Consider the following 24,272-nt stretch of genomic DNA (forward strand, 5'->3'; position numbering starts at 1 on the left):
AACCCAGCCTGAACCCCGGAACCCATGACGTCCAATGCCAACAAGCGGCGCAAGTCATCGATAACCTTGATGAATGCTCAGCCTGGTGCACCTGGAGGTGCTGGCGGCGGTGGCCCGGCACGGCTCGGTGACCGAAGCCGCCAAGGAACTGCACTACTCGCAGCCGTCGGTGAGCCATCACCTGGCGAGACTGGAGGCGGCCACGGGCGTGAAGCTCGTGCAACGGGCGGGCCGCGGGATCCGCCTGACGCCGGAGGGCAGGCTGCTGGCCCACCGCGCCGCCGAGATCGTCGGCCGCGTCGGCGCCGCCACCACCGAACTGGCCGCCCACGCCGGCCTGCGGGCGGGACGGGTGCGGCTCGCCGCCAACGCCTCCACGGCCGCCACGATCGTCCCGAAGGCGGTCGTGGCACTGGCCTCGGACCATCCAGGCCTGGAGCTGAGCCTGGTCGAACGGCACCCCGTCGAGGCGCTGGAGATGCTGCGCCACGGCGAGGTCGAGATCGCCGTCGTCTTCCGGCACGCGGACACCCCTGCCGAGGAGGGCTTCCGGTTCGTGCACCTCGGCGACGACCCGATCCACCTGATCAGCCGGCGGCCGGACGACAGCCTCGCGCACCACCGCGACTCGGCGTGGATCGGCGGCTGCGACGCGTGCAGGGAGGAGCTGGAGACCGTGTGCCGCAGCGAGGGTTTCGCGCCGCGCGTCTCCTCGCACAGCGACGACATGGTCGTCGTCCAGGCCCTCGTGGCGGCCGGTGCGGGCGTGGCGATCCTCCCCGGACTGGGACTGCGCGCCCACCGCCGCCCGGACGTCCACGCCATGGAGCTGAAGGGCTTCCACCGCGAGATCCACGCGGCCACGTACGGCGACCCGCCCGATCCTCCGGGCGTGGCCGCCGCACTGGCCGCTCTGCGGGGAGCGCTCAGCGCTTGAGCGTGAAGGTGAAGTCGCCGGTGACCTTGCCGGTCAACCGGATCGCCGACACGACCCTGCCGTCGGCGATCAACCGCTCCACCTCACCCCGCGTCAGACCGCACGCGTCCGCGATCAGGCGCACCGGCCGGACCGGAATCCGTGCCGCGAAACGGACTTCCACGTCGACCACCTCCAGATCCAGGTGAGCGGACCTGCCGGTGTCGAGCCGCCACGCGCCCTCCCAGTCGAGGGAGACGTGGTTGCGCCGCAGCAGAACGGAGTCCTGCAGCAGCTCGTCGACGAGCGTGAGGTCGTTGGCGTGCAGGCGATCCAGCAACGCGGGCCGCACGGAACGCACGTGCGTCCGTTCGAAGACCGTGAGCTTGACCGTGTCCCCGCACCCGGTGCAGAGCAGCAGGAGCCACGCGTCGAGGACCTTGTGGTTGGCGTTGACGCGGAACTTGCCGCTCGCCCGGAAGCGGTCGGAAGCGCACACGTGACAACGACGGCGGACAAGAGGAAGGCAGGTGGGCACGACGGCCCAGGTGATGAGCACAGGAGTACACCGATCGGTGAGAAATCCGCAGCAAGGGGAGCGCGTCGCTCAGAAGAGCGGCGCGCAACGAAGACCAGCGCTTGGGAAGACTCACACGGTGTACAACGGCACGTCCCAGCCTCGACGACTCAGTCGGGCAGGAAGGTAGCGGCCCGGGGCCGCGGCGCTCCACTCAATTTCGGCAGGGTCGCAGACCCCAGCACGGTCTCCAGCTGCTCCCACCGCGTCACGAGGTCCGAGAGCATCAGCATCATCACGTCCGGGAACGCGTACAGGAAGCTCTGGTACCGGTAGTGGTCCAGGTAGAACACCACGACGTCGTCGGTCAGCGCCGTCACCGACGTGGTGCGGGCGTTGAAGAACAGGTCGTAGTGGCCGAGCAGCCCGCCGCGGCCGAGGACCGAGCGTTCGTAGATGCCGCCGAAGTCGACCTCGACCTGGCCGGAGGCGACCAGGAACACGCCGTGCGCCGCGTCGTCCTCGTGGAACAGCGTGTCGCCCGCGGTGTAGGGGATCTCGTCGAACATCGACGCGAGCGTCTCCAGTTCGGCGTCGGCGAGCGCGGTGAACAGGCGGACACCGTGCGGGTCGACGCTCTCCCGCAGGCACGCCACCCGTTCGGTCAGCTCGGCCGCGGTGATGTGGTTCATCCGCATCCGCACGAACCGCAGCATCCGGTCGGTGTTGCGGGACTGCGCGCGGGACTTGCCGGCGCTGGGCGGGGTGTAGAGGGTGTGGTCGCCGCTGATCCGCGCCGCCTCGCGCAGTCCGGACTCGTACGCGCTGTGCACGCAGCCCCAGTGGTACGGGTTCGTGCCCTCGCCGGCGAAGAAGAGGGCGTCGCCGACCGGTTCTGCGAGGGTCGCGATGTCCCTGGACGACGAGCCGACGCCGATGCAGGTGTAGGAGCCCAGGGCGAAGGGATCCGAGGACCAGGTGGTGCGCGAGACGCCGGAGGGGGCGGGCGCGTCCTCGCCGAACAGGTCGTGGACCACGTCGGTCGCGTACGCCGACACGGCCTCCTCGGACCAGGTCTCCATCTCGCGGCCGAGCGAGGCGCCGAGCAGCATCACCAGGATCGGCTTGCCGTGCGACTTCCACATGCTGATCACGACGGTGGGGTAGCGGTCGGTGTCACGGCACAGGTAGCCGAAGACGTACTGTTCCGTGGGCCAGAACGGCGCGTCGAAGTGCAGCGCGATCTTGTTGAGCGTGCCGTAGCCGAGCCGGGCGATCGCCGAGCGCTTGGCCTCGGGCAGAGGTGGCACGAACTCGACCGCGGACGCCTTCAGCACGCCCAGCGGCACCGTGACGAGCACCTTGTCGGCCTCGAACACGCCCTGGACCGTCGTCACGCGGCCGCGTTCGACGCGGGTGACGACGTGCCCGAGCCGGACGTCCAGGTCCTGGGCCAGTGCGTCCACAACGGACTGGTAGCCCTGGTGCAGCGTGCTGTCGCCGTAGCCGTAGACGAGGTAGCCGTCCTCCCAGTGCTTCAACGAGAGCCTGTCCGGATCCTCCGCCGCGTCCTCGCGCAGGATCACGTTCAGGTGGTACCGCACGGCCTGTTCGTCCTCTGAGGACAGAGCACGCCCATCCAGGACCTGCCGCATCGCCTCGCCCAGCGGCATGTCCGGGTGGTCGCCCTTGCGCGCCACCTCGGCCCGGTGCTCCAGCTCGTGCAGCACCTCGTCGGCCAGTTCCAGGGTGCGGCTCTTGTAGCGGTGGTTCACCGCCCGGCGGTCCGCTCCGAACAGGTCGAGGCTGTCAAACCCGCCCGTGTAGGCGCTGTCCCCGCCCACGTAGCTGTACGGGATCCCCAGGTCCTCGACCAGTTCCGTGATCGGGTTGCCGTCCGTGCCGTGGATCCAGTGCGCGCCGAGGTCCACCCCGTGCTCGTCGGTCCAGATGCGGCCACCGACCCGTTCGCGGGCCTCCAGAACGGTGACGGGGTGGCCACGTTCGCGCAGCGCACGCGCCGCCGTCAGGCCGGCCATCCCCGCACCTACTACCAGGACGCTCGGTCTCGCGTCCTCACCACCGGATACCTCGGGCATCGCTCGATTGTCGGGCGACCATGCGTGTCCGAACATTCCCGGATCGTGTGTTCGTGCTGGGCCGTCCGGGTTGTCCGCGCGGACCCCGAATCTCGGCCTCAAGACCGGTACCTGCGCTGCGCTCCCCGAGCGAACCGGGACTACCAGGTAGTGACTTGATCTACAACGGTCGGTATAACTTGTTCTCATGCGCCCACAGTGAGGAAGATCACATGACCCACACAACGACGTGTGACAACGGTTTCGAGGGTCCTTCACGACGTTCGTTCATTGCTGGAACAGGTTCTATTCTTGGGGCTGTGGCCCTCGGTGGCGTCGCTCCGGTGGCACGGGCGGCGGCACCCATCGCGGACGCGGCGGTCGTTCCGGCCCTGGTGATCGGTACCGGCTACGGCGGTTCCGTGGCGGCCCTGCGCCTCGCCCAGGCCGGTGTCGACGTCCACATGGTCGAGATGGGCATGGCGTGGGACACCCCCGGCGCGGACGGGAAGATCTTCGCCAACACCACCACGCCGGACCAGCGGTCGTTCTGGTTGCGCACCAAGACGAAGCAGCCGCTGAGCAACTTCCTGGGCTTCCCGATCGACAAGACGATCCCGAAGTACACCGGCGTCCTCGACGCCGAGGAGTTCGCCGGCATCACCGTCTACCAGGGACGCGGTGTCGGCGGCGGTTCGCTCGTGAACGGCGGCATGGCCGTGACGCCGAAGCGGGAGAACTTCGCCGAAGTCCTGCCGACGGTGAATCCCGACGAGATGTACAACACCTACTACCCGCGTGCCAACGCCGAGCTCGGCGCCAGCCTGATCAGGCCGGCCTGGTTCGAGAGCACCGCGGCCTACCAGTACGCGAGGGTCGGCAGGAAGCACGCCCAGCGGTCGAACTTCCCGTACGTGTTCGTGCCCACCGTGTACGACTGGAACTACATGGAGCAGGAGGAAGCGGGAACGGTCACGAAGTCGGCGCTGGCCGGGGAGATCCTCTACGGCAACAACTACGGCAAGAAGTCGTTGCAGAAGACCTACCTCCCCAAGATCAGGGCGACCGGCCGCGTCACCATCTCACCGCTGCACCGGGTCGTGTCGGTCGTCCCGGCGTCGGGCGGCTACAAGGTCACCATCGAGCAGCTCAACACCACCGGTGACCCGATCGCCGTCAAGGAGGTGACCGCGGCGAAGGTGTTCTTCGCGGCGGGCAGCGTCGGCACGAGCAAGCTCCTGGTCAAGCTGAAGGCCACGGGCGCGCTGCCGAACCTGAACGGCGAGGTCGGCAAGGGCTGGGGCGACAACGGCAACGTCATGTGCGGCCGCGCCAACCACCTGTGGGACCCGACCGGCCAGCTCCAGTCGTCCATCCCCACGCTGGGCATCGACAACTGGGCGGCGGGCGGCGCGTTCGCCGAGGTGGCGCCGCTGCCGACCGGGATCGAGACCTACGCGTCGTTCTACCTGTCGATCACGAAGACCCCCAACCGCGCCCAGTTCAGCTGGAACGCCGCCGCGGGCAAGGTCGACCTGAACTGGCAGACCGCGTGGAAGAACGTCTCGATCAACGCCGCGAAGACCATCTTCGACAAGATCAACTCAAAGGAGGGGACGATCTACCGGACCGACCTCTTCGGCGTCTACAAGATCTGGGGCGACCACCTGACGTACCACCCGCTCGGCGGCGCCGTGCTGGGCAAGGCGACCGACAACTACGGCCGCCTGCACGGGTACTCCGGTCTGTACGTCACGGACGGTTCGCTCATTCCCGGCTGCACCGTGGTGAACCCGTTCGTCACGATCACGGCGCTCGCCGAGAGGAACATCGAGAAGATCATCGCCACCGACTTCTGACCGGTCGCGTGTGGACCGTCAGAACTTCGGCAGCACGCACATCGCGTCGAGGCCGAACACCCGGTTCAACCGTCCGAACACGAGCCAGGCCCCGATGCTCATCGTGAGTTCCACGATCTCCACCTGCGTGTAGTGCGCGGTCATGCGAGACCAGAACTCGTCGTCGAGACCGTGGTGATCCAGTGCGTACCGCTCGGCGTACTCCGCGGCCAGCCTCGCCCGGTCGTCGAAGGCGTCGGTGGTGCGCCACTGGGTCACCGCGTCGATGAAGTCGTCCTCGACCTTCTCGCCGTCGCGCTCGGTCCGCCAGTCGAGGCAGAACATGCACCCGTTGATCTGTGCGATCCGCAACCGGGCGGCCTCGAACTCGCGCAGCCCCAGCGTGGTGTGCTGGTACACGGCCAGCGACAGGTTCGCGGCGGAGATGCCGATGCCCGGCACGAGCTCGCCCCACACGTACCCGATGGGGTCCTTGCCCTCGGGGATGTCGATGTTCACGGCTTGCTCCTTCCGAGCTTGCCCGCGACGGGCCGCAACGGGACGTCGAGCGCGTCGTACAGTCCTGGCTCCGCCTCCGCCAGCCAGTCGATGGCGTTGACGATCCGCCCGACAGCGGTGGCGTTGCCGCCGGCGGACCGGTTCTCACCCTCGTCCACGGCCTCGACGGACACCTCGATGCGGGGCCGCCCCTCGATGATCACCTTGTGCGCGCCGTCGCCGGACGGCGGCATCGGCCAGTCCGTGGCGCAGGAGGCGTGGATGCGGGTGACGTGCTCGATGACGATCAACGGTTCCCCGCCGACGATCCCCTGCACCTCGAACCGGATGGCGCCCTGCGTCCCCGCCTCGAACTCGCCCATGGTCCGCGTCGTCACCGTCTCGTCCAGCGCACGCCGGTCGACGGTCTCGCGGATCTCGTCGATCTCCACGCCGAGCGCCCGCGCCATCAGCCGGATCTGCCCGCCCCACACCATCGTCGGCACCGTGGCCATCAGCATCGGAGCCTGGTAGTCGAGCGGCTGCCCGAACCCGATCAGCCACCGCACCGCGTCGGGCTGGTCGTAGGTGGAGTAGTCGAAGATCTCCTGGCACCGCACCGCGTCGATGGTGCTGCCGAGACCGCTGATCATCAGCGGCAGCACGTCGTTGCCCCAGCCGGGGTCGACGCCGGAGACGAACAGCGACCCGCCGCCTTCCGCGATGGCGGCTAGAACCGGTTCTCGCAACTCGGGCGGTGCACTGCGATGGTCGTAGAGCGCGTACAGCGACGGCGTCACGACGACCGCGCCGGCCCTGATCGCCTTGGTGATGTCGGCCAGCGCGTCGTCGGGCCTGATGTCCCCGGACGCCGCGTACACGACGGCGCGCGGACTCGTGGCGAGCACCGCCTCGATGTCGGTGGTGGCCGCGACTCCCAGCTCGTGATCGAGTCCGGCGAGGTCGCCGGCGTCCCGGCCGGCCTTCTCCTCGTTGTGGACGACCACGGCCGTCAGCTTCAGTGCCGGATGGGCCTCGACGGCGCGAATCGCGGCACGACCTACGTTTCCGGTGCCCCACACCACTGTGGCGATCATGCGGGTAGAGTAACTAGAACACGTTTCAGTTTACAAGGGGCCATCGGGTGTAAAGCCCTGGGAGCGGCACCTCACTCCGGCAACAACGGCACGGAGATACCGGGATCGCGCCCCAGCAACACGGCCCGAGTGACCGACCGGGCCCCGAACCGCTCCCGGACGTGGTCCAGCGCCGCGTCCAACGCGGCCGGTTTCTCCTCCTCGAACGGCAACGCCATCTGCATGGGCGCGTCGTCCTGGAGGTTGCTCAACGACACCCCCAGCAACGTGATGCCACGCCCGGAGATCAACGGCATCGCCCCGGAGAGCAACCCCCGAGCCGCCGACAGCAACACGGCCGTCTCCGTGCTCGGACTCCGCAACGTGCACGACCGGGTGGCCCGGGAGAAGTCGCCGAACCGCAACCGCAACACCACGGTCCGGCAGGCCCGATGACCACTCCTGAGTCGCCGCGAAACACCGTCGATCAACGAGGTCAGAACGGCGTCGAGGTCCTCCCGAGTCCGCTCCCGGCGCCCCAGTGCCCGTTGCGACCCGATGGAACGCCGCCGCCGTCCACCCTCGACCGGACGAGGATCGTGGTTGTGCGCCAACGCGAACAGGTGCCGTCCCGCCGCCTTCCCGATCATCGACACCAGCGCCGCCTCCCCGAGTGCGGCAACCTCCCCGACGGTCCGCAGCCCGAGCCCGTGCAACCGGGCCGCGGTCACCTCCCCGACGCCCCACAACCGCTCGACGGGCAGCGGGTGCAGGAAATCGAGCTCACCGCCGGCCGGTACGACCAGCAACCCGTCCGGCTTGGCGACCCCGCTGGCGACCTTCGCGAGGAACTTCGTCCGCGCCACCCCGACGGTGATCGGCAGGCCGACCCGCGAGAGCACGTCCGCCCGCAGCCGTGCGGCGATCACCTCCGGCGTCCCCGCGATCCTGTGCAAGCCGCCGACGTCGAGGAACGCCTCGTCGATCGACAACCCCTCGACCAGTGGCGTCGTGTTCCGGAACATCTCGAACACCGCCTTGCTCGCCTCCGAGTAGGCCGACATGCGCGGCGGCACGACGATCGCGTGCGGGCACAGCCGCCGTGCACTCGCCCCGCCCATCGCGGTGCGCACGCCGAACGCCTTGGCCTCGTAGCTCGCGGCCAGCACCACGCCGCCGCCCACGATCACCGGGCGACCTCGCAGGCGAGGGTCGTCCCGCTGCTCGACCGACGCGTAGAACGCGTCCAGGTCGGCGTGCAGGATCGGGGTGCTCACGAACACATGTTCGCATCCATCACTCGTTCAGAACAGTCACATCAGAGCGCGAGCGATCGGCCACGCTCCGGGAGAGGTGTTCGAGAGGACGGTGATGGTCGTGCCGGTGTGCGGGTCGTGGCTCGACTTGAACGACGCGCCCGCGTCGTAGCCGGCCAGGATCACCGTGTCGCTGGTCCGGTGCAGCCAGAACCCGAGCCCGTACCGCAGCGACTCCTCGGGGACGTCGTGGCGCGGCCTCGTCACGATCTGGGCGTCCTCGCCGGCGAACAGCGCCCGCCAGAACTTCGACATGTCGCCCGCGGTGGTGTGGATGCCGCCGTCCCCGGTCGCGAGGACGGGCAGGTGGAAGACGTTGGACCGGTCCGAGTCCTCCAGGTAGCCGACGGCCGCGTCACCGGGCAGTTCGTCCGACCGCAGGAAGTCGGTGCGCGTCATGCCCGCCGGGGCGAGCACCCGAGAACGGACGAGGTCGTGGTAGCTCTGCCCGCTCGCCCGTTCCGCCAGCAGCGAGAGGACCACGTAACCGCCGTTGCAGTAGCCGAAGCGCTCACCGGCCTTGAACTTCGTCGGATGCCCGTCGAGCAACGGCAGGAAGGCCTCGGTCGTGGTCAGCACGTGCACCGCGCCGATCACGTAGTCGTCGGCCTCCCAGTCGCCCTCCTCGTCGAGGTAGTCGCCGATGCCGGACGTGTGCGTGAGCAGGTGCTCGACCGTCACGTCGCCGGCGATCAGCGGCAGGTCGTCGCCGAGCAGCGAACGGGCCGTGGTGTCGAGCGCGAGCCTGCCCTCGCGAACCAGTGAGAGCACGGCCAGCGCGGTGAACCCCTTGCCGCCGCTGGCGATGCCGAACCGGGTGTCGACGGTGTTCGGCACGCCGTACGCGCGGTTGGCGAGCCCGTAGGCCGCGGCGAACTCGACTTTCCCGGCGCGGTCCACCTGAACCACGCCGGAGAAACCGGTCTCGGCGGCGATCTTGTCCAAGTCTCCCAAAGACATTGACGCAGGCTAGACCCGCGGAGCCACCTCGCTGAAACGGATTTTCCGGTGCAAGATCAGTGGTGCCAGCGCTACGACCGCCGCGAGCAGGAAGCCGAGTTGGAAGGCATCGGGCGAACCGGTGAGCAACGCCGCCGTCACCTGGACCCCCACCGCCGCACCGATCGCCCGCGCGATCCCGCACACCGCGGTGGCGACCCCGGTGTCCTGCTCGCCGACCGAGGCGATCGCGCCGGTGTAGAGGGCGGTGGACGCCGTGCCGACGCCGATGCCGAGCGCCACCAGCACGCCCAGCGCGATCTGCCACGGGGAGTGCCACACGGCCACGAACAACGTTCCGGCGGCGGTGAGAACAAGACCCGCCACGACGGCCGCACGGACCCCGGCGCGGCGGACGAGCACTCCGGACGCCGGCCCGACCACGATCGCGACCAGCACGGCGGGGAAGAGGAGCAGGCTGATCTGGCTGGCCGAGGCGCCGGACCCGGAAAGCAGTTGCGGTACCAGGAAGTACGTCGCCGAGTAGCTCGCCCCGAGCGCTCCGGCCGTGACGCTCGCCGTCCACACCCCACGCGTGCGCAGGATGCCGAGGTCTACCAGCGGGTGCTCGACCCGGCGCTCCACCACGACCCAGCCGACGCCGAACGCGAGAGCGAGCGCGAACAGCGCCAGTGCGGCGAAAAAGTCCTGTGGGACAAGGAAAAGAGCCAGCATCAACAGGGCGAGAGCGAACGCCAGCAGCGTCCCGCCCCGCCAGTCCAGCCGCACTCGCCGTGCCTCGACCGGCCCAGGCAGTGCGAACGGCGCGACGACCGCGACGGCGGCCACGACGAGTGCCGGCAGCAGGAACATCCACTGCCGCGACAGGCTGTCCGCGAGCGGTCCGGCGACGAGCACACCGACGCCGGTGCCGACGGTGAACAGTCCGGTGAGCACACCGACCGCGACCGGTGTGGAGTCGCGGAAGACCTGACGTGCCAAGACGAACGACACCGGCAGCACGCCACCGCCCAGTCCCTGGAGGAACTGCCCGAGCAGGATCACCGGGAACGTCGTCGCGAACGCCGACACCACCGCCCCGGCGACGATGCACCAGGTCAGCACGAGCAGGGTCCGGCGCCCGCCGCGGTCGTCGGCGATCTTCGCGACGACCGGCATGGTGATGGCCGACGTGATGATCAGCGTCGTGGACAGCAGCCCTGCCTGGGCGGGGTCGAGGCCGAGTTCGCGCTGCAGCAACGGGAGTGCGGGGAACGGGATGCTTTCGAGCGCGCCGATCGTGACGGCCAGTGCCGCCAGTACGGCCATCGAGCGGGTGGATCTGGTCACGGCTGGTCTCCCTCGTCCAGGGGCCAGTAAAGCTACAACGTGTAGCTGAATAGCGGTAGGGGATTGGGCGACAACTTGTAGCGAAACGTGCAGGCAACCCATTCGACGGGCAACCCGTTCAGAGGAGTGTCGGGTTTCGTTCCCACCACCTGAGAGGACCGAGCGGTCTTGTCGCTCGCCACGATCCAGCGCCCCACCGAGGTGTCCCTGCCGCCCGCGCGGGCCGCGACACCCCGGCGGTGGCCGTTCGTGCTGGTGGCGGCGGTGCTCCTGGCCCAGATGGCGATCGCGATGACCGTCACGGCCGTGCAGCAGACGCCGACCATCGACGAGCCCGTCTACATCGGTGCCGCGGTCGTCCAGTCGGAGCAGCACAGCCTGCGCTACAACCCGGAACACCCGCCGCTCGGCAAGCTGATCATGGCGACCGGCCTCGCGTTCGCCGGCGTCCGCCTCGATCCGGGCTTCCAGAGCGACCAGACCGAACTCGGCCGGCACGTGCTCTACGAGTCGGGCAACGACCCCGGCACGCTCCTGCTGGCGGCCAGACTGCCGATGATCGCGCTCACGCTGCTGTTCGGGCTGGTCGTCCTCCTGTTCGCCACGGACATCTCGAAGAGCAGGACCGGCGGCGCGACGGCCTTGGCGCTGTACGCGTTCTCACCCGACGTCATCGCGCACGGCTCACTGGCCACATTGGACGTTCCGGCGGCAGGGTTCCTGCTGACCACGGCGTGGTTGCTGTGGCGGGCGCGCACCGATCCCGCACTCCACCTGCCGCTCGCCGGACTGGCGCTCGGTGCAGCCCTCGCGACGAAGATGAACACACTGGCGGCGGTCCCGGTCCTGCTGGCGCTCGTGTGGTGGCATTCCCGGTGGCGGGCGGCGCTCGGTGTGCTGCTGACCGCGATCGCCGTCGTCTGGATCTCCTACGCGGCCGTGGATCCGTCCGTGTCGTTCCCGCAGGTCTACGTCGACGGGATCCGCGCCCAGATGGGCCTGGAGGACCGGGTCTGGGGCGGGTACCTGTTCGGCACGCACTACGAGGGCTCGCACTGGTACTACCTGCCGGCCGCGTTGCTGGTGAAGACACCGCTGGGCGCACTGCTGCTGTGGGCGGCCGGGGCCGTCGCGATGATCAGACGCCCGGCGGCCGCGTACGTCCTCGCGCCCGCCGCCGTGTTGCTGGCCGTGGCCATGACGGGCAGCCGCGACCTCGGCGTCCGCTACGCGATCTTCGTGCCGATGTTCCTCGCGGTCGCCGCCGCGGTCGTCGCGCACCGCGGCTACGCCAGGATCGCCGTCGCGCTGGTCGCGGCGAGTTCACTGTGGACGTTCCCGTACTACCTGCCGTACTCCAACGAGGTGTTCGGCGGCCCGTCCAAGACCCACCTGCACCTGCACGACTCGAACGTCGACTGGGGACAGGACCTCGGCAGGCTGGCCGAGCGGCTGAAGCGCTACCCGGGCGAACGGACGTGGCTCGTGTACAAGGGCGCCGGAGTGCCCGAGCACTACGGGATCCGCGCGTCGGACCCGCGCGAGGTGCCGCCGGATCAGGTGAAGGGCCTGCTCGTCGTGTCCAACACGGCCATCGCGAAGGCCGACGACGCGTTGAGGGCGCTGGTCGACACGAGCACGCCGATCGACGTCGTGGGCCACTCGATCACGATCTTCCGCAGACCATAGGGCGTGTGTCGAAGCCTGGTCCGCGACAGCCGGGCCAGGCTTCGACACAGGCCATAGGTAGGGAAAGTTCCGTACCCCTACGGATGCGGTCCCTGATTGTTCCGCACGTGCTCCACTCCGACAGTGATCGCAGCGAACGGCCGCCGTCCCTGCCCTGAGGTGGGCGTTCCTGAGATCCGGAGAGGAACCAACGTGACGAGAACACGGTCATGGGGCCTGGTGGCCCTGGTCGCGGCCTCGGTGCTGACGCCCGTCAGCATCGCCAGCGCCGCGCCGCCGAACGCCCCTGCGGCGAACTACCTGGGGGACACCGTCCCCGCGAACCTCGGTGACGCCTCGCCCTTCTTCGCGGGCGGGCAGAACGCCACCGTCAGCGAGTTCCCCGGCATCGTCGCCGGAATCCGCGCCGGTGGCACCCGGCCGGAGGGACAGACGTGCTCCGGCACGGTCGTGGCACCGCGCAAGATCCTGATCGCGGCCCACTGCGCGGACGCCCAGGGGGAGAAGAGGTTCGTCTACGGCCTCGACGACCTGAAGGACTTCAACGGCGGCAACGGGACCGGGTTCGCCGTCAACGTCGTCAGCTACAAGAAGCACCCGAAGTACGTCAACTTCGACCAGGGCTTCGACGTCGCCGTCGTGACCGTGGACCGCGACATCGCGCTCAAGGGCGCCGCCGCGTACCCGGCGTTCGCCACGTCCGCCGACTCCGGTGGCGCGGCGCCCGGCAAGACCGGTGTCGGGTACGGCTACGGCAAGAAGGACTTCAACGACACCTCTGCCGACGTCACCCTCGACAAGGCGAGCCTGCCGATCGTCAACGGCGACAGCGTCTGCCAGGGCGTCGGCGCGGGCTTCAAGTCGGCGACCATGATCTGCGCCGGCTACTCCGACGGTCGCACCACGATCCTGCCCGGTGACAGCGGTGGCCCGCTGGTCGTCGCCGGCAAGATCTACGGCGTCGCGTCCTGGAGCAGGTCCGACTTCAAGTGGTACTCGATCTACGGCCGTCTCGACAACGAGATGGGCGACTGGGTCAAGTCCGAGGTCGGCCAGCAGCCGCCGGTCGGCGACTTCGGCCTGACGGTCGCGCCGGGCAGCGGTTCCGTGGCGGCGGGCAAGACGGTGTCGGCCGGCATCACCACGACCGCGGGTTCGGGCGGCGCGGAGAACGCCACGCTGTCGGCGAGCGGCCTGCCCAGCGGGGTGAAGGCGGTGTTCCAGCCGACGTCGGTCACCACCGGCAACTCGGCCAAGGTCACGTTCGACGCCACCACCTCGGCACCGAACGGCACCTACGAGGTCACGGTCACGGGCACCACGTCGAGCGGCAAGACGGCGTCCGGCAAGTACTCGCTGACCGTCACCGGCGGTGGCGATCCGCAGCCGGGCGACTTCACGCTGGGTGCCTCGCCGAGCAGCGTCAAGGCGGCCAAGGGGAAGTACGTCTCCACGACCGTGTCGAGCAACGGTGACGGCCAGACGATCAACCTGTCCGCGAGCGGTGTGCCGAACGGCGTGAAGGCGACGTTCCAGCCCACCTCGATCGGTGCGGGAAGCTCGTCCAAGCTGACGCTGGACGTGTCGTCCACGGCCACCGCCGGCACGTCCAGCATCACGGTCACCGGTACGGACGCGGGTGGCAAGACGGCCACCACCACGGTCTCGCTCACGGTCGAGGGCTCGCAAGAGCCGCCGACCGGTGAGGTCACCGTGACCGCGACGCCGTCGTCCGCCAGCGTCAAGCAGGGCCTGCTGGCCCAGACGTCGGTGAAGGCCAGTGGTGGCACCGGGAACCTGACGCTGACCGCGTCCGGTGTGCCCACCGGTGCGCAGCTCTCGTTCAACCCGGCCACGATCGGCCAGAACGGCACCAGCAACGTCTGGATCTTCACCAACTTCTCCACCCCGCCCGGCACCTACCCGATCACCATCAAGGCCACCTCGGCCGACGGGAAGACCGGCACGACGACGTTCACGCTGACCGTCACCCGATAGCTCCCCTGGCAGGGGGAACAGGGAAGAGCCCCGGAGCCGATGGCTCCGGGGCTCTTCTTCGTCGTGGTGGGATCAGACCGTCAGGGTCCAGGTGTCGATGTTGCCGGTGTCGTACGTGTAGACGTCCTTCACCTGCAGCTTCCAGGTGCCGTTGCGGGCCTCGGAGGACAGGTCGACGGTGTAGGTCTCGTGGACCCCCGCCGAGGACGAGGCGCCGCCCGCCTTCTTCAGCACGTACGTCTTGCCGGACGGGCTGACCAGGTCGATGGCCAGGTCGCCGGTGTAGGTGTGGTTGATGTCGACCTTGACGGTTGCCGAGGCCGTGGAGTTGCCGGTGCAGCCCGAGATCGTCACCGACGACGAGACGGCGGTGCCGGTGTCCGGAATGGACACGTCGTCGCCGTTCGTGCCGGGACCGCACTGCGGCGGGTTGGGGTCGCCGCCGATGAAACCGCTGTACAGCAGCTTGTTCGGCGAACCGGAGCCCGGGTTGGTGACCTTGCCGTCGGTGGCGTTGTTCACCAGCGCGTCGCGCAGGGCCTGCGGGCTCGCGGACGGGTTGGCCGACAGGTACAGGGCCGCGACACCCGCGACGTGCGGGGTGGCCATGGACGTGCCGGACATGTTGGTGCTGCCGCCGTTCAGTCCCAGCGAGGTGATGTTGTCACCCGGCGCGAAGATGTCCGTGCAGTTGCCGTAGTTCGAGAACGAGGCACGGGCGTCGTTGGACGAGGTCGCGTTCACCGTGATGAGCGACGCGATCTTGGCGGGTCCGGTGGAGCAGGCGTTCGTCGAGCTGTTGCCCGACGCCACCGCCATCTGGACGCCGGAGGCGACCATGCCGGCGATGGCGTCGTTGCCGATGTCGGCGGTGTCGAAGGTCCAGGAAGCGTTGACCACGGCGGGTTTCTGCGCGTTCGCCGTGATCCACTCGATGGCCTTGACGCCGGCCGAGTCCGGTCCGTTGCCCGTGCAGTTCGTGCCGAGCATGCGGACCGAGACGAGCTTGGCCTTCTTGGCCACGCCCCAGGTCTTCGAGCCGACCGTGCCCGCCACGTGGGTGCCGTGGCCGGAGCAGTCCTGGCCGTTCTGGCCGTCCTCGATGAAGTCGGCGCCCACGGACGCGCGTCCCTCGAAGTCGGCGATGTTCGTCTTGACGCCCGTGTCGGTGATGTAGACCGTCACGTTCGACGCGCCACCGCTGGGGTAGGTGAACTTCTTGTCCAGCGGCAGGGAGGCCTGGTCCACGCGGTCCAGGCCCCACGTCGGGTTGGTCTGCACGTCCGACGCCCGCGCGGTGCCGTCCTGGTAGACGGCCTTGACGGCGGGGTCGGCCGCCAGCCTGCGCGCCGCGGCCTCGCTCAGGTTCGTGACCTGGAAGCCGCGCATGGCACGGGAGAACACGGCGTCGAGGTTCCCGCCGTACTTCTGGGACAAAGCTTGCGACGACGCCTGGACGGCGGCGCCCGGCTTGAGCGACACGATGAAGCTGCCGCCGGCCGCGGGGTTCTTGGCCTTGACGAAGTCCGCTTCAGCTGCCTGCGCGGGGGTGACCAGCAGGGCGGAGGCGACGAAGAGAACGGCGAGCCCGCAGGTGGTGCGGTGCATGGGAAGTCCTTCCAGGCGTCGTCAGAACGTCAGGGTCCAGGTGTCGATGTTCCCGGCGTCGTAGGTCCAGACGTCGGTCACCTGCAACTTCCACGTGCCGTTGCGGTTCTCCGCGGAGGCGTCGACCGTGTAGGTCTCGTGCACGCCACCGCTGGAGGTCGCGCCCTTCGCCTTCTTGAGGCTGTAGGTCGCACCGGACGGGCCGACCAGGTCGATGGCCAGGTCAGCGGTGTACGGGTGGTTGATGTCGACCTTCACCTTGGTGGTGGTCGAGGCCTTGCCCGTGCAGCCGGTCACGCTGACGGACGAGGACACGGCGGTGTTGTTGTCCGGAATGGACACGTCGTCACCGTTGGTGGCCGCGGCACACGGCTCGGGGTCCGGGCCACCGCCGCCGATGAAGCTGATGTTGAGCAGCTTGTTCGGCGATCCGCGCAGGTCGCTGATCTTGTCCGGCGTGGAGTTGTTCACCAGCGCGTCGCGAACCTGGGCAGGGGTGGCGTTCGGGTTCGCGGACACGTACAGAGCGGCGGCACCGACGACGTGCGGGGTGGCCATCGAGGTGCCGCCCATGGACGTGGTGCCGCCGCCGTTCTTGGTCGACGTGATGTTCGAGCCGGGCCCGAAGATGTCGACGCAGGAGCCCCAGTTCGACGCCTGCCCGCCGGTGTAGATCGAACGCTTGTCCGCCGAGTCGCTGGCGGCCACCGTGATGGCCTCCGGCACGCGGGCGGGGGAGGTCTGGCAGGCGTCGCCGTTGTTGTTGCCGGCCGCGAGGCCGAACGTCACGCCCGCCGCGATCGCGCGCTTCACCGCGTTGTCCACAGTGGAGTCCGCGCCGCCGCCGAGGCTCATGTTCGCCACGGCGGGCTTCTTCGCGTTCTGCGCGACCCAGTCGATGCCCTTGATGATCTGCGAGTACTGGCCGTTGCCCGAGCAGTCGAGCACGCGGACGCCGACCAGGTTGACCTTCTTCGCCACACCGTACGTCTTCGACCCGACCGTGCCGGCGACGTGCGTGCCGTGGCCCTGGCAGTCGGAGGCGTCCGGGTCGTTGTCGATGAAGTCGTAACCGTCCTTGGCGCGGCCCTCGAACTCGCTGTGCGCCTTGTAGATCCCGGTGTCCAGGATGTACGCGGTCACGTTCGACGCGGTGTTCGGGTAGGTGAACTTCGAGTCGACGGGCAGGTTCGCCTGGTCGATCCGGTCGAGGCCCCACGTCGGGTTCGTCTGGGTGTCGGACATCCGCGCCCAGCCGTCCTGCTGCACGTAGGCGACGGACGGGTCGGCGGCGAGGCGCTTCGCCGCCGACTCGTCCAGCTTCACCGCGAACCCGCGCACCGACGCGACGTAGGTGTTGCTGACCTTGCCGCCGTGCTTGCGGGCCAGGTCGAGCGCCTTCGCGTTGGTGGTGGGAGCGTCGCTCGCGCCGTCCTTGAACACGACGATGTAGCTGCCCGCGACGGGCTCGGCGGTCTTCTGGATCGACCCCGTCTGAGCGGACACAGGGCTGCTCACCGCCGCCGCGACGGCCAGGCCCAGCCCGGTCGCCGCCAGCACGCGTGTTGTGCGATCAAGTCGCATCTCTGGTTCTCCGTTCTCCGGCCGCCTCGGCAGGGGTGGGCGACCACGTGCCGATCACCATCGGGCGACCTCGAACGACGAACAATCCGGATATCTCTACGTAGGGATACGCGTCTTTCGCCTAACATCGGTGCGGATGAGCCGGACACCGAGGTCCAGGGCGCGGCGCTGCGACCCCAGCGGACTGATGCGCACGAGCTCGCCGGTGCTGGTGGGCCGAGGTGACCAGCTCGGCGCGCTGCGGGCCGCCGTGCCGAGCCAGCCCGCGGTGATCATGGTCGAGGGCGAGGCCGGAGTCGGGAAGTCGCGGCTGGTGCGGGAGTTGCTGGACGCCGACCTGGGGCCGATCGCCGTCCTCATCGGCCACTGCCAGCCGGTGGGGGAGCCGTTCCCGTACGGCGCGGTGCTGGAGGCGTTGCGCGACTGCACGGATCGCTTGGCGCGCAACCACTCCCGGTTGAGCCCGGTGTCCGGTGTGCTCGGTGCGCTGCTGCCGGAGCTCGCGGACCACCTGCCCGATCCGCTGCCCTCGACCGGTGATCCGCGGGCCGACCGGCACCGGTTGTTCCGGGCCCTGCGCGAACTGCTCGGCGTGCTCGGGCCCGTGCTGCTGGTCGTCGAGGACCTGCACTGGGCCGACGACGGCTCGCGGCAGCTGCTGCGGTTCCTGATGGGCGACCCGCCCGCGAACCTGTCCATCGTGGTCACGTACCGGCGCGAGGACGTGCCCGGCGGCGTTCCGCTGGGCTCCGCGTACCGGCCGCCGACCGGGATCACCAGCGCGTTGCTGGAGCTGGAACCGCTCGACGTGGCCGAGGTGCGCGCGCTGACGTCCGCGATCCTCGACGGCGAGCCCGTGTCGGCGGAGTTCGCGGCCAAGCTGCACGAACGCACGGCCGGCATCCCGTTCGTGGTCGAGGAGACCTTGCGGGCGCTGCGGAATCCCGCCGGCGCCGTGCACGCGGACGGTGCCACGGCCCGCCGGTTGCTCGACAACGTGGACGTGCCGGTGCTGCTGCGCGACGCCATCGCCGAACGCCTGGCCGCGCTGCCCGCCGAGGCGACCCGGCTGGTCCAGGCCGCCGCCGTGCTGGGCGCGCCCGCGTCCGTCGAACTGCTCGGTGAGGTGGCCGAGATCAGCGAGAGCCGTGAGGCGTTGACGCACGCGCTGACGGGCCATGTTCTGCACGAGGTCGACGCACGGCGGTACGGCTTCCGGCACGCGCTGGCCCAGCAGGCCGTCTACGACACCCTCGGCGGTCCCGACCGGCAGGCGCTGCACCACCGCGCCGTCGAGGTGCTCGACCAGGTCGAACCCCGCCCGCTGGTGCAGCTCGCCGAGCACAGCGAACGCGCTGGTCAGACGTCCGCGTGGCTGCGCTACGGCGAGGCGGCGGCGGACAGGGCCGTCGAGAACGGCGACGCGGGCACCGCCACGGCATTGCTGCAGCGGCTGCTGCTCGACCCGGCCGTGCCCGCGGCCGACGTCGACCGGCTCGCGATCAAGCTCGGCCAGATCGCCCACCAGGGCCTCGACCAGCTCGACCCGACCGAGGCGCTCGAACGCCTGCTGTCCGACCGGCGCCTGTCCACGGCGGCGCGCGGGCAGGTCCGCCACTACCGCGGCGTGCTGCTGATCCGGCAGGCGGGCGGCATCGAGGAGGCCCGGTCCGAGCTCGAACGGGCCGTCGCCGACCTCACCGAACGGCCGGACCTGGCGGCGCGGGGCGAGGCCGTGCTGGCGTTGTCGTACCTGGGCATGACGCCGATGAGCGAGGTCCAGCCGTGGCTCGACCGCATCAGCCTGGCCCGCGCCGCCGAGACCGACCTGGAGCAGAAGCTGGCGCTGTACGCCAACGAGGTCGGGTCGAAGATGCACACGGGCGACCCGTCGGTGCTGGCCGAGTGGAGCTACCGGCCCGCCACCACGTCCGGTGAGCTCCGCCAGCTCGCCCGCGCGCACTGCAACCTCGCCGACGCGCTGACCACGACCGGCCACTTCGCCCGGTGCGCCGAACTGCTGCGCGACGGCCTGCGGTTCGCCGCCGAGTGCGGTGCCCCGTTCACCGCGAGCACCGCCAACGCGACGAGGGCCCGCCTCGACTGGCACACCGGCGACTGGGAGGGCCTCGCCGACCGGGCGCGGACCCTGCTCGACGAGTACCGCGACCTGTTCCCGCTGGCCAGCGAGCTGAGCCTGATCCTGGGCTCACTCGCCACCGCGCGCGGTGAATGGGCGGAGGCCACCAGCTACCTCACCGAGACCGGCGCGTTCGCCCCCGAGGAGTCGATCACCCCGGTCGCCATCGCGGGGTGCGCGGCGCTGGCTCGCACGATGCTCGCCCAGGACGAGATCACGCGTGCCTGCGTGGACGTCGACCGCGGCCTGGCGATCGTGCGGGCCAAGGGCGTGTGGGTGTGGGCGACCGAGCTCGGCCCCATCGCCGTGGCCACGTTCCTCGCGGCGGGCCGTGAGACCGACGCCGAGACGCTGATCGAGGAGTTCGCCGCGGGCGTGGAGGGCCGCGACGCCCCGATGGCGTTCGCCTCGGTGGCCTGGTGCCGCGCCCAGCTCGCGGAGGCACGCGGTCAGGTCGACGCGGCCGTGTCGCTCTACCGCGAGGCCGCGGACAGGTACTCGGCGTTGCCCGCGCCCTACCTCACGGCCCTGGTCGCCGAACGCGAGGCGGCCTGCCTGCTGCCGTCCGACCAGGAGAAGGCGGCGGAGATCCTCTCGGCACTGGTCGACACGTTCGACGGCCTGGGCGCCACCCGCGACGCGGCCCGGTGCCGGCACCAGCTGCGCAGCATCGGCGGCGGCAAACCGTCCCGCCGAGGTAGGCGCGGGTACGGCGACGAGTTGTCGCCGCGCGAGCAGGAGGTCGCGCGGCTGCTGGTCGCGGGGCACACCAACCGCAAGATCGCGGACGTGCTGTTCCTCTCGCCGCGGACCGTCGAGCAGCACGCGGCACGGGTGCTGCGCAAGCTCGGTGTCTCGTCGCGAGCGGAGCTGCAGGCCGAAGACCTGACCTAACCCACGACGGTCTTCATCGGGAACTGCGAGTTCGTGCGCGCCACGCCCGGCAGCCTCGTCAGCGCGGACATGTAGAGCTGCTCGTACGCGGCGAGGTCGGCGACCGCGATCCACAGGTGGTAGTCGGGCTGCCCGAACATCCGCACGCACGACTCCACCGCGCCGATCTCCGCGATCCGCGCCTCGAACGCCTCGATGGTGGCGAGGTCCTGCGCGTTGAGGTCGATGTGCACGAGGACCCGGAACCCCCGGCCGAGTGCGGTGGGGTCGATGGCCGCGTGGTAGCCGGTGATCACCCCGGCCTCTTCCAGCGCCCGCACCCGCCGCAGGCACGGCGACGGCGTGAGGCCCACCTTGTCGGCCAGTTCGGTGTTGGTGAGCCTCCCATCGTCCTGGAGGTGGCGGATGATTGCGCGATCGATGCGGTCCACTGGCAGAGTGTGCCACGACGACGGCCGAACGAGGTCGAAGTAGCAATCGCGTGCCAGTCGCTCAGCCCTAATCTGCTTCTCGTGAACGAACTGCTGCTGACCGACGACGAACGCGACAGGGCCGGCACGAGACTGCTGGCGCTGCTGGACTCCTACGAGCGCGGCCTGCCCAAGGCCGAGATCCTGCCGGCGCCGGACCGGGACGCGCTGGCGGCGTTGCTCACGCCGATGCCGGAGCAGGGCGTGGGCGTGGACGCGCTGTTCGACTCCTGGGAGAGCACGATCCTGCCCAACTCGACGGCGGTGGCGCACCCGCGGTTCCTCGCCTACGTCCTCGGCCCGCCCAACGGCATCGCCCCGTACGCCGAGGCGATGGCGGCCGCTCTGAACCAGAACTGCAACTTCTGGCAGCTGTCGCCGACGGCGAACGTGGTCGAGCGTTCGGTGCTGGAGTGGCTGGCCTCAGTCGTCGGATTTCCCGCTGGTGCCAAGGGAATCCTGACCGGCGGAGGGTCGCTCGCCACCCTGCAGGCGTTGGCCACGGCGTTGAACGACCGCGTGCCCGACTTCCACGCCAACGGTCTGCAACGGGACGCGGCGCCGCTCGTCGTCTACACGTCCGTCGAGGCGCACCGCAGTGTCGACAAGGCTGCCGCCGTCCTCGGCATCGGCCTGGACAACGTGCGCCACATCGCCACGGACTCGTTGCACCGCATGGACGTGAACGCGCTGCGGACGGCGGTGGAGGAGGACCGTGCTGCCGGGCTGCGGCCGTGGTGCGTGGTCGGCACGTGCGGCACGGTGTCGACCGGGTCGGTGGACCCGCTGGACGAGATCGCCGACCTGTGCGCCGCGGAGGACCTGTGGCTGCACGTCGATGGCGCGTACGGCGCGCTTTTTCTCCTGTCGGAGGAGATGCGGGTCCTGATGGGCGGCTGCGCCCGCGCCGACTCGATTACGCTCGACCCGCACAAGCTGCTGTACGCGCCGCTGGAGGCGGGCTGCCTGCTCGTCCGCGACGGCGCGAAGCTGCGGGACGCGTTCGCGTTCGACTCGTCGTACCTGACGGTCGCCGAGGACCCGTTGATGACCGACTACATGGACTACGGGTTGCAGCTCTCCCGCAACTTCAAGGCTTTCAAGGTGTGGAGCGCGTTGCAGGCGTTCGGGGTGTCGGCGTTCCGCGACGCCAACGCCCGCACGCTGGCGTTGGCGCGGCGGCTGGGTGAGGGCGTCGAGGCCACGCCCGGACTCACGTTGCTGGCCCCGGTGACGCTGACGGCGGTGTGCTTCACGGTCGACGGCTTCTCGGACGCCGAGCACACCGCGTTGCTGGAGAGGCTGGCCGCCGAGAACGTGGCGTTGCTCGGACCCGTTGTGGTGGCGGGAAAGCGCGGCATCCGTGCCTGCATCACCAACCACCGCACGTCGGAGGCCGACATCGATCTGATCCTGGAACGGCTTCGTTAGCGCCAGACGTCCGCGAGGTTGCGGTCGAACATCGTCGCGATCGACACCAGCGCGGCGTTGAGGTCGACGGCCTCCGGATCCACCAGCGCCTGCAGGTGGATGCCGAGGAGCGCGCCGTTCAACGCGACGGCGGCGGTGCGCTCCTGCTCGGCGGCCAACTCCGGGTCGGCGCCGGCCGGGCGTTTGAAGCGCAGCAGGTCCTCGATGCCCGCACGCCTGCGCGCGAAGAACTCCCGGTACTGGTCGTGCACCACGCCCCGGTCGCCGAGCGCCTCGACCAGGATCATGAACACCAGCGCGGAGTTGCCGGTCCTGAGCAGCTCTGCGGTCTCGGAGAACACCTCGATGATGGACGGGACGGCGTCGTAGCGCTCGGCGGGCCAGATGCGCGCGACCGCCCGTTCGACGACGGCCATCACGAGGCCGTCCTTGTTTTTGAAGTGCCAAGGGATCGACCCCCGGCTGATGCCCGAGCGCTTCGCGATGTCCACGAAGGACGTTCGGTCGAACCCGCGTTCGGCGAACAGCTCCTCCGCGGCGTCAAGGATGCGGCGGCGGCTCTCGTCGCCGATCTCGTCGATCCGGCGCTGCCCGGGGGAGGTCACGACGATCATCGTACGACCTCACCCGGCACGTGGCGGGCGGCGGCGACCAGCACCAGACCCGCGATCACCGAGGCCAGCGGCGCCGCCGTCGCGACCGCCGCCCGCACGCCCCAGAACTCCTCCGCGACCGCCGTGAGCAGCGCGCCGCCGAGCCCGCCGACCAACGCCGTGTACACGCCCATCAGCGCGAACGCCGTGGCACGGAACTCCTCGGGCGTCACCGCCGCCACCACCAGGCTCAACGCGATGATGCCCGCGAACGTCATCCCCTGCGTCACGACCCCGATGGCCACGTACGTCGTGACGTCCGGTGCATAGGCCTGCACCGCGAAACCGATGCCCAGCAACGCGATCGCCACCGCGGCGAGGTACACGCACGCCTGCGGACTGCGCCGGAACAACCGGTCGCTCAACGCACCGCCGAACGCCGCGCCGACCAACCCGCCCACGGCCGCCACCGACGTGATCACCCCTCGTGCCGCCGCGCCCTGCCCGAGCTGGTCCTCCAGCACGAGGTTCAGGTAGATCGGCACCGTCGTCACCGACATGCCGAACGCTCCGAGAGCGATCATCACCAGCACGAACGTGCGGATCTTCGTGAGCCGCCGCAGTGCCTCACGCGCCGACGGCGTGACGTGCGCGCGCCGCGGCTCCGGCAGCCGGAATGCCACCAAGCCCAGGACCAACGCCGGCACCGCCAGGAACGCGAACGCCCACCGCCACGGCTCGTGCTCCTCAGGAATCACGGCAGCGAACCCGGCCGCGACCAGCGGTCCGACGACGATCCCCAGCGGCTGCCCGCCGCGGTGCAGCCCGAGCACCCGCCCGCGCCCGGCCGGCGGATAGGCGTCCACCAGCAGCGACGTCTGGATCGGCCCCTCGTTCGCCTTGCCGACCCCGGCGACGACCCTGGCCACGACCGCCTGCCACAGGTTCTGCACCATGCCCAGCGCTCCGGCCGCCACAGCCCAGACGAGGGTGCAGATCCCCGCGAGGGTCGTGCGGCGGCGCCGGTCCCCGAGCAGGCCGAGCGGCAGCGCGGCCACCGCCACCATCACTCCGGCCAGCGCGCCGAGCACGGCGACCGCACCGGCGCTGATGCCCAGTGACGTGCGGATCTCCGGTGCGAAGACCACGAACATCACGCCGTCGACGCTGTCGAGGACCTGGAGGCCGACGAACGTGACGAGGGTGGCGCGGCCGCCGGTCGCGAGGACCTGCCTCAACGGGCGGGCTGCAGCCTGGTCGTCTTCTGTGCTCAAGGGCATGCTGAGCAGGCTACTGTGTCAGTCAACATAGAGATGGCAGATCAGCACAGAAAGGTC

General features: G+C 69.8%; 18 protein-coding genes. 6 read left to right on the plus strand and 12 right to left on the minus strand.

Annotated features, from left to right (window positions below):
- Positions 1-73: 73 nt before the first annotated feature.
- Positions 74-937: a LysR family transcriptional regulator gene (locus ACFWN2_RS10630; RefSeq protein WP_382426515.1), complete on the plus strand. Its 864-nt coding sequence runs from the start codon at positions 74-76 to the stop codon at positions 935-937.
- On the opposite strand, the gene ACFWN2_RS10635 is transcribed toward ACFWN2_RS10630, so the two are convergent.
- Both ACFWN2_RS10635 and ACFWN2_RS10640 read right to left on the minus strand, forming a co-directional pair.
- Entirely contained in the window at positions 927-1,415 is a 489-nt protein-coding gene (locus ACFWN2_RS10635) for a DUF1062 domain-containing protein (RefSeq protein ID WP_382426516.1), read from the minus strand. The two genes, ACFWN2_RS10630 and ACFWN2_RS10635, sit on opposite strands and share 11 nt — an antisense overlap.
- A gap of 188 nt (positions 1,416-1,603) precedes the next feature.
- A complete protein-coding gene (locus ACFWN2_RS10640; protein WP_382426517.1) occupies positions 1,604-3,532 on the minus strand; it encodes an FAD-dependent oxidoreductase in 1,929 nt (642 codons plus the stop codon).
- 212 nt (positions 3,533-3,744) lie between these two features.
- Here ACFWN2_RS10640 and ACFWN2_RS10645 point away from each other — a divergent pair, with 212 nt between their 5' ends.
- Positions 3,745-5,370 carry a GMC oxidoreductase gene (locus ACFWN2_RS10645; RefSeq protein ID WP_382426519.1) on the plus strand — a complete coding sequence of 542 codons (1,626 nt, stop codon included), beginning with the start codon at positions 3,745-3,747 and terminating at the stop codon, positions 5,368-5,370.
- A gap of 18 nt (positions 5,371-5,388) precedes the next feature.
- Here ACFWN2_RS10645 and ACFWN2_RS10650 read toward each other — a convergent pair whose 3' ends face one another.
- From ACFWN2_RS10650 to ACFWN2_RS10670, 5 genes are all read right to left on the minus strand, one after another.
- A complete protein-coding gene (locus tag ACFWN2_RS10650) occupies positions 5,389-5,868 on the minus strand; it encodes a carboxymuconolactone decarboxylase family protein (RefSeq protein ID WP_382426521.1) in 480 nt (159 codons plus the stop codon).
- Complete coding sequence (locus tag ACFWN2_RS10655; protein ID WP_382426523.1) at positions 5,865-6,944, minus strand: dihydrodipicolinate reductase; 1,080 nt, start codon at positions 6,942-6,944, stop codon at positions 5,865-5,867. The genes ACFWN2_RS10650 and ACFWN2_RS10655 overlap by 4 nt, the downstream gene beginning before the upstream one ends.
- A gap of 71 nt (positions 6,945-7,015) precedes the next feature.
- On the minus strand, positions 7,016-8,206 hold the full coding sequence (gene dinB / locus ACFWN2_RS10660; protein ID WP_382426525.1) for a DNA polymerase IV: 1,191 nt from the start codon (positions 8,204-8,206) through the stop codon (positions 7,016-7,018).
- 30 nt (positions 8,207-8,236) lie between these two features.
- Positions 8,237-9,199 (minus strand): serine hydrolase domain-containing protein, encoded by a 963-nt coding sequence (locus ACFWN2_RS10665; protein WP_382426527.1) that lies wholly within the window; start codon positions 9,197-9,199, stop codon positions 8,237-8,239.
- A 9-nt stretch (positions 9,200-9,208) separates the two neighbouring features.
- Positions 9,209-10,528 carry an MFS transporter gene (locus ACFWN2_RS10670; RefSeq protein WP_382426528.1) on the minus strand — a complete coding sequence of 440 codons (1,320 nt, stop codon included), beginning with the start codon at positions 10,526-10,528 and terminating at the stop codon, positions 9,209-9,211.
- A 168-nt stretch (positions 10,529-10,696) separates the two neighbouring features.
- On the opposite strand from ACFWN2_RS10670, the gene ACFWN2_RS10675 reads away from it, so the two are divergent.
- Positions 10,697-12,217, plus strand: coding sequence for a phospholipid carrier-dependent glycosyltransferase (locus tag ACFWN2_RS10675; protein WP_382426529.1), 1,521 nt, complete (start codon positions 10,697-10,699; stop codon positions 12,215-12,217).
- A 192-nt stretch (positions 12,218-12,409) separates the two neighbouring features.
- A complete protein-coding gene (locus tag ACFWN2_RS10680) occupies positions 12,410-14,215 on the plus strand; it encodes a trypsin-like serine protease (RefSeq protein WP_382426530.1) in 1,806 nt (601 codons plus the stop codon).
- A gap of 72 nt (positions 14,216-14,287) precedes the next feature.
- On the opposite strand, the gene ACFWN2_RS10685 is transcribed toward ACFWN2_RS10680, so the two are convergent.
- Both ACFWN2_RS10685 and ACFWN2_RS10690 read right to left on the minus strand, forming a co-directional pair.
- Positions 14,288-15,823 carry a S8 family serine peptidase gene (locus ACFWN2_RS10685; RefSeq protein WP_382426531.1) on the minus strand — a complete coding sequence of 512 codons (1,536 nt, stop codon included), beginning with the start codon at positions 15,821-15,823 and terminating at the stop codon, positions 14,288-14,290.
- Between the two features lie 21 nt (positions 15,824-15,844).
- Positions 15,845-17,407, minus strand: a complete 1,563-nt coding sequence (locus ACFWN2_RS10690) for a S8 family serine peptidase (protein ID WP_382426532.1) — start codon at positions 17,405-17,407, stop codon at positions 15,845-15,847.
- 136 nt (positions 17,408-17,543) lie between these two features.
- Here ACFWN2_RS10690 and ACFWN2_RS10695 point away from each other — a divergent pair, with 136 nt between their 5' ends.
- Positions 17,544-20,441: an ATP-binding protein gene (locus ACFWN2_RS10695; protein ID WP_382426534.1), complete on the plus strand. Its 2,898-nt coding sequence runs from the start codon at positions 17,544-17,546 to the stop codon at positions 20,439-20,441.
- Here ACFWN2_RS10695 and ACFWN2_RS10700 read toward each other — a convergent pair.
- The gene (locus ACFWN2_RS10700; RefSeq protein ID WP_382426536.1) at positions 20,438-20,872 is read right to left on the minus strand and encodes an Lrp/AsnC family transcriptional regulator; all 435 of its coding nucleotides are present in this window, start codon (positions 20,870-20,872) and stop codon (positions 20,438-20,440) included. The genes ACFWN2_RS10695 and ACFWN2_RS10700 overlap by 4 nt on opposite strands.
- An 81-nt stretch (positions 20,873-20,953) precedes the next feature.
- Here ACFWN2_RS10700 and ACFWN2_RS10705 point away from each other — a divergent pair, with 81 nt between their 5' ends.
- Positions 20,954-22,342, plus strand: coding sequence for a pyridoxal phosphate-dependent decarboxylase family protein (locus ACFWN2_RS10705; protein WP_382426537.1), 1,389 nt, complete (start codon positions 20,954-20,956; stop codon positions 22,340-22,342).
- On the opposite strand, the gene ACFWN2_RS10710 is transcribed toward ACFWN2_RS10705, so the two are convergent.
- The gene (locus ACFWN2_RS10710; protein WP_382426539.1) at positions 22,339-22,956 is read right to left on the minus strand and encodes a TetR/AcrR family transcriptional regulator; all 618 of its coding nucleotides are present in this window, start codon (positions 22,954-22,956) and stop codon (positions 22,339-22,341) included. The genes ACFWN2_RS10705 and ACFWN2_RS10710 overlap by 4 nt on opposite strands.
- Positions 22,953-24,215, minus strand: a complete 1,263-nt coding sequence (locus ACFWN2_RS10715; RefSeq protein WP_382426541.1) for an MFS transporter — start codon at positions 24,213-24,215, stop codon at positions 22,953-22,955. Before ACFWN2_RS10715 ends, ACFWN2_RS10710 begins: the two co-directional genes overlap by 4 nt.
- Positions 24,216-24,272: the final 57 nt, after the last annotated feature.

This window comes from Lentzea sp. NPDC058436 (assembly GCF_042721515.1).
Lineage (GTDB): Bacteria > Actinomycetota > Actinomycetes > Mycobacteriales > Pseudonocardiaceae > Lentzea.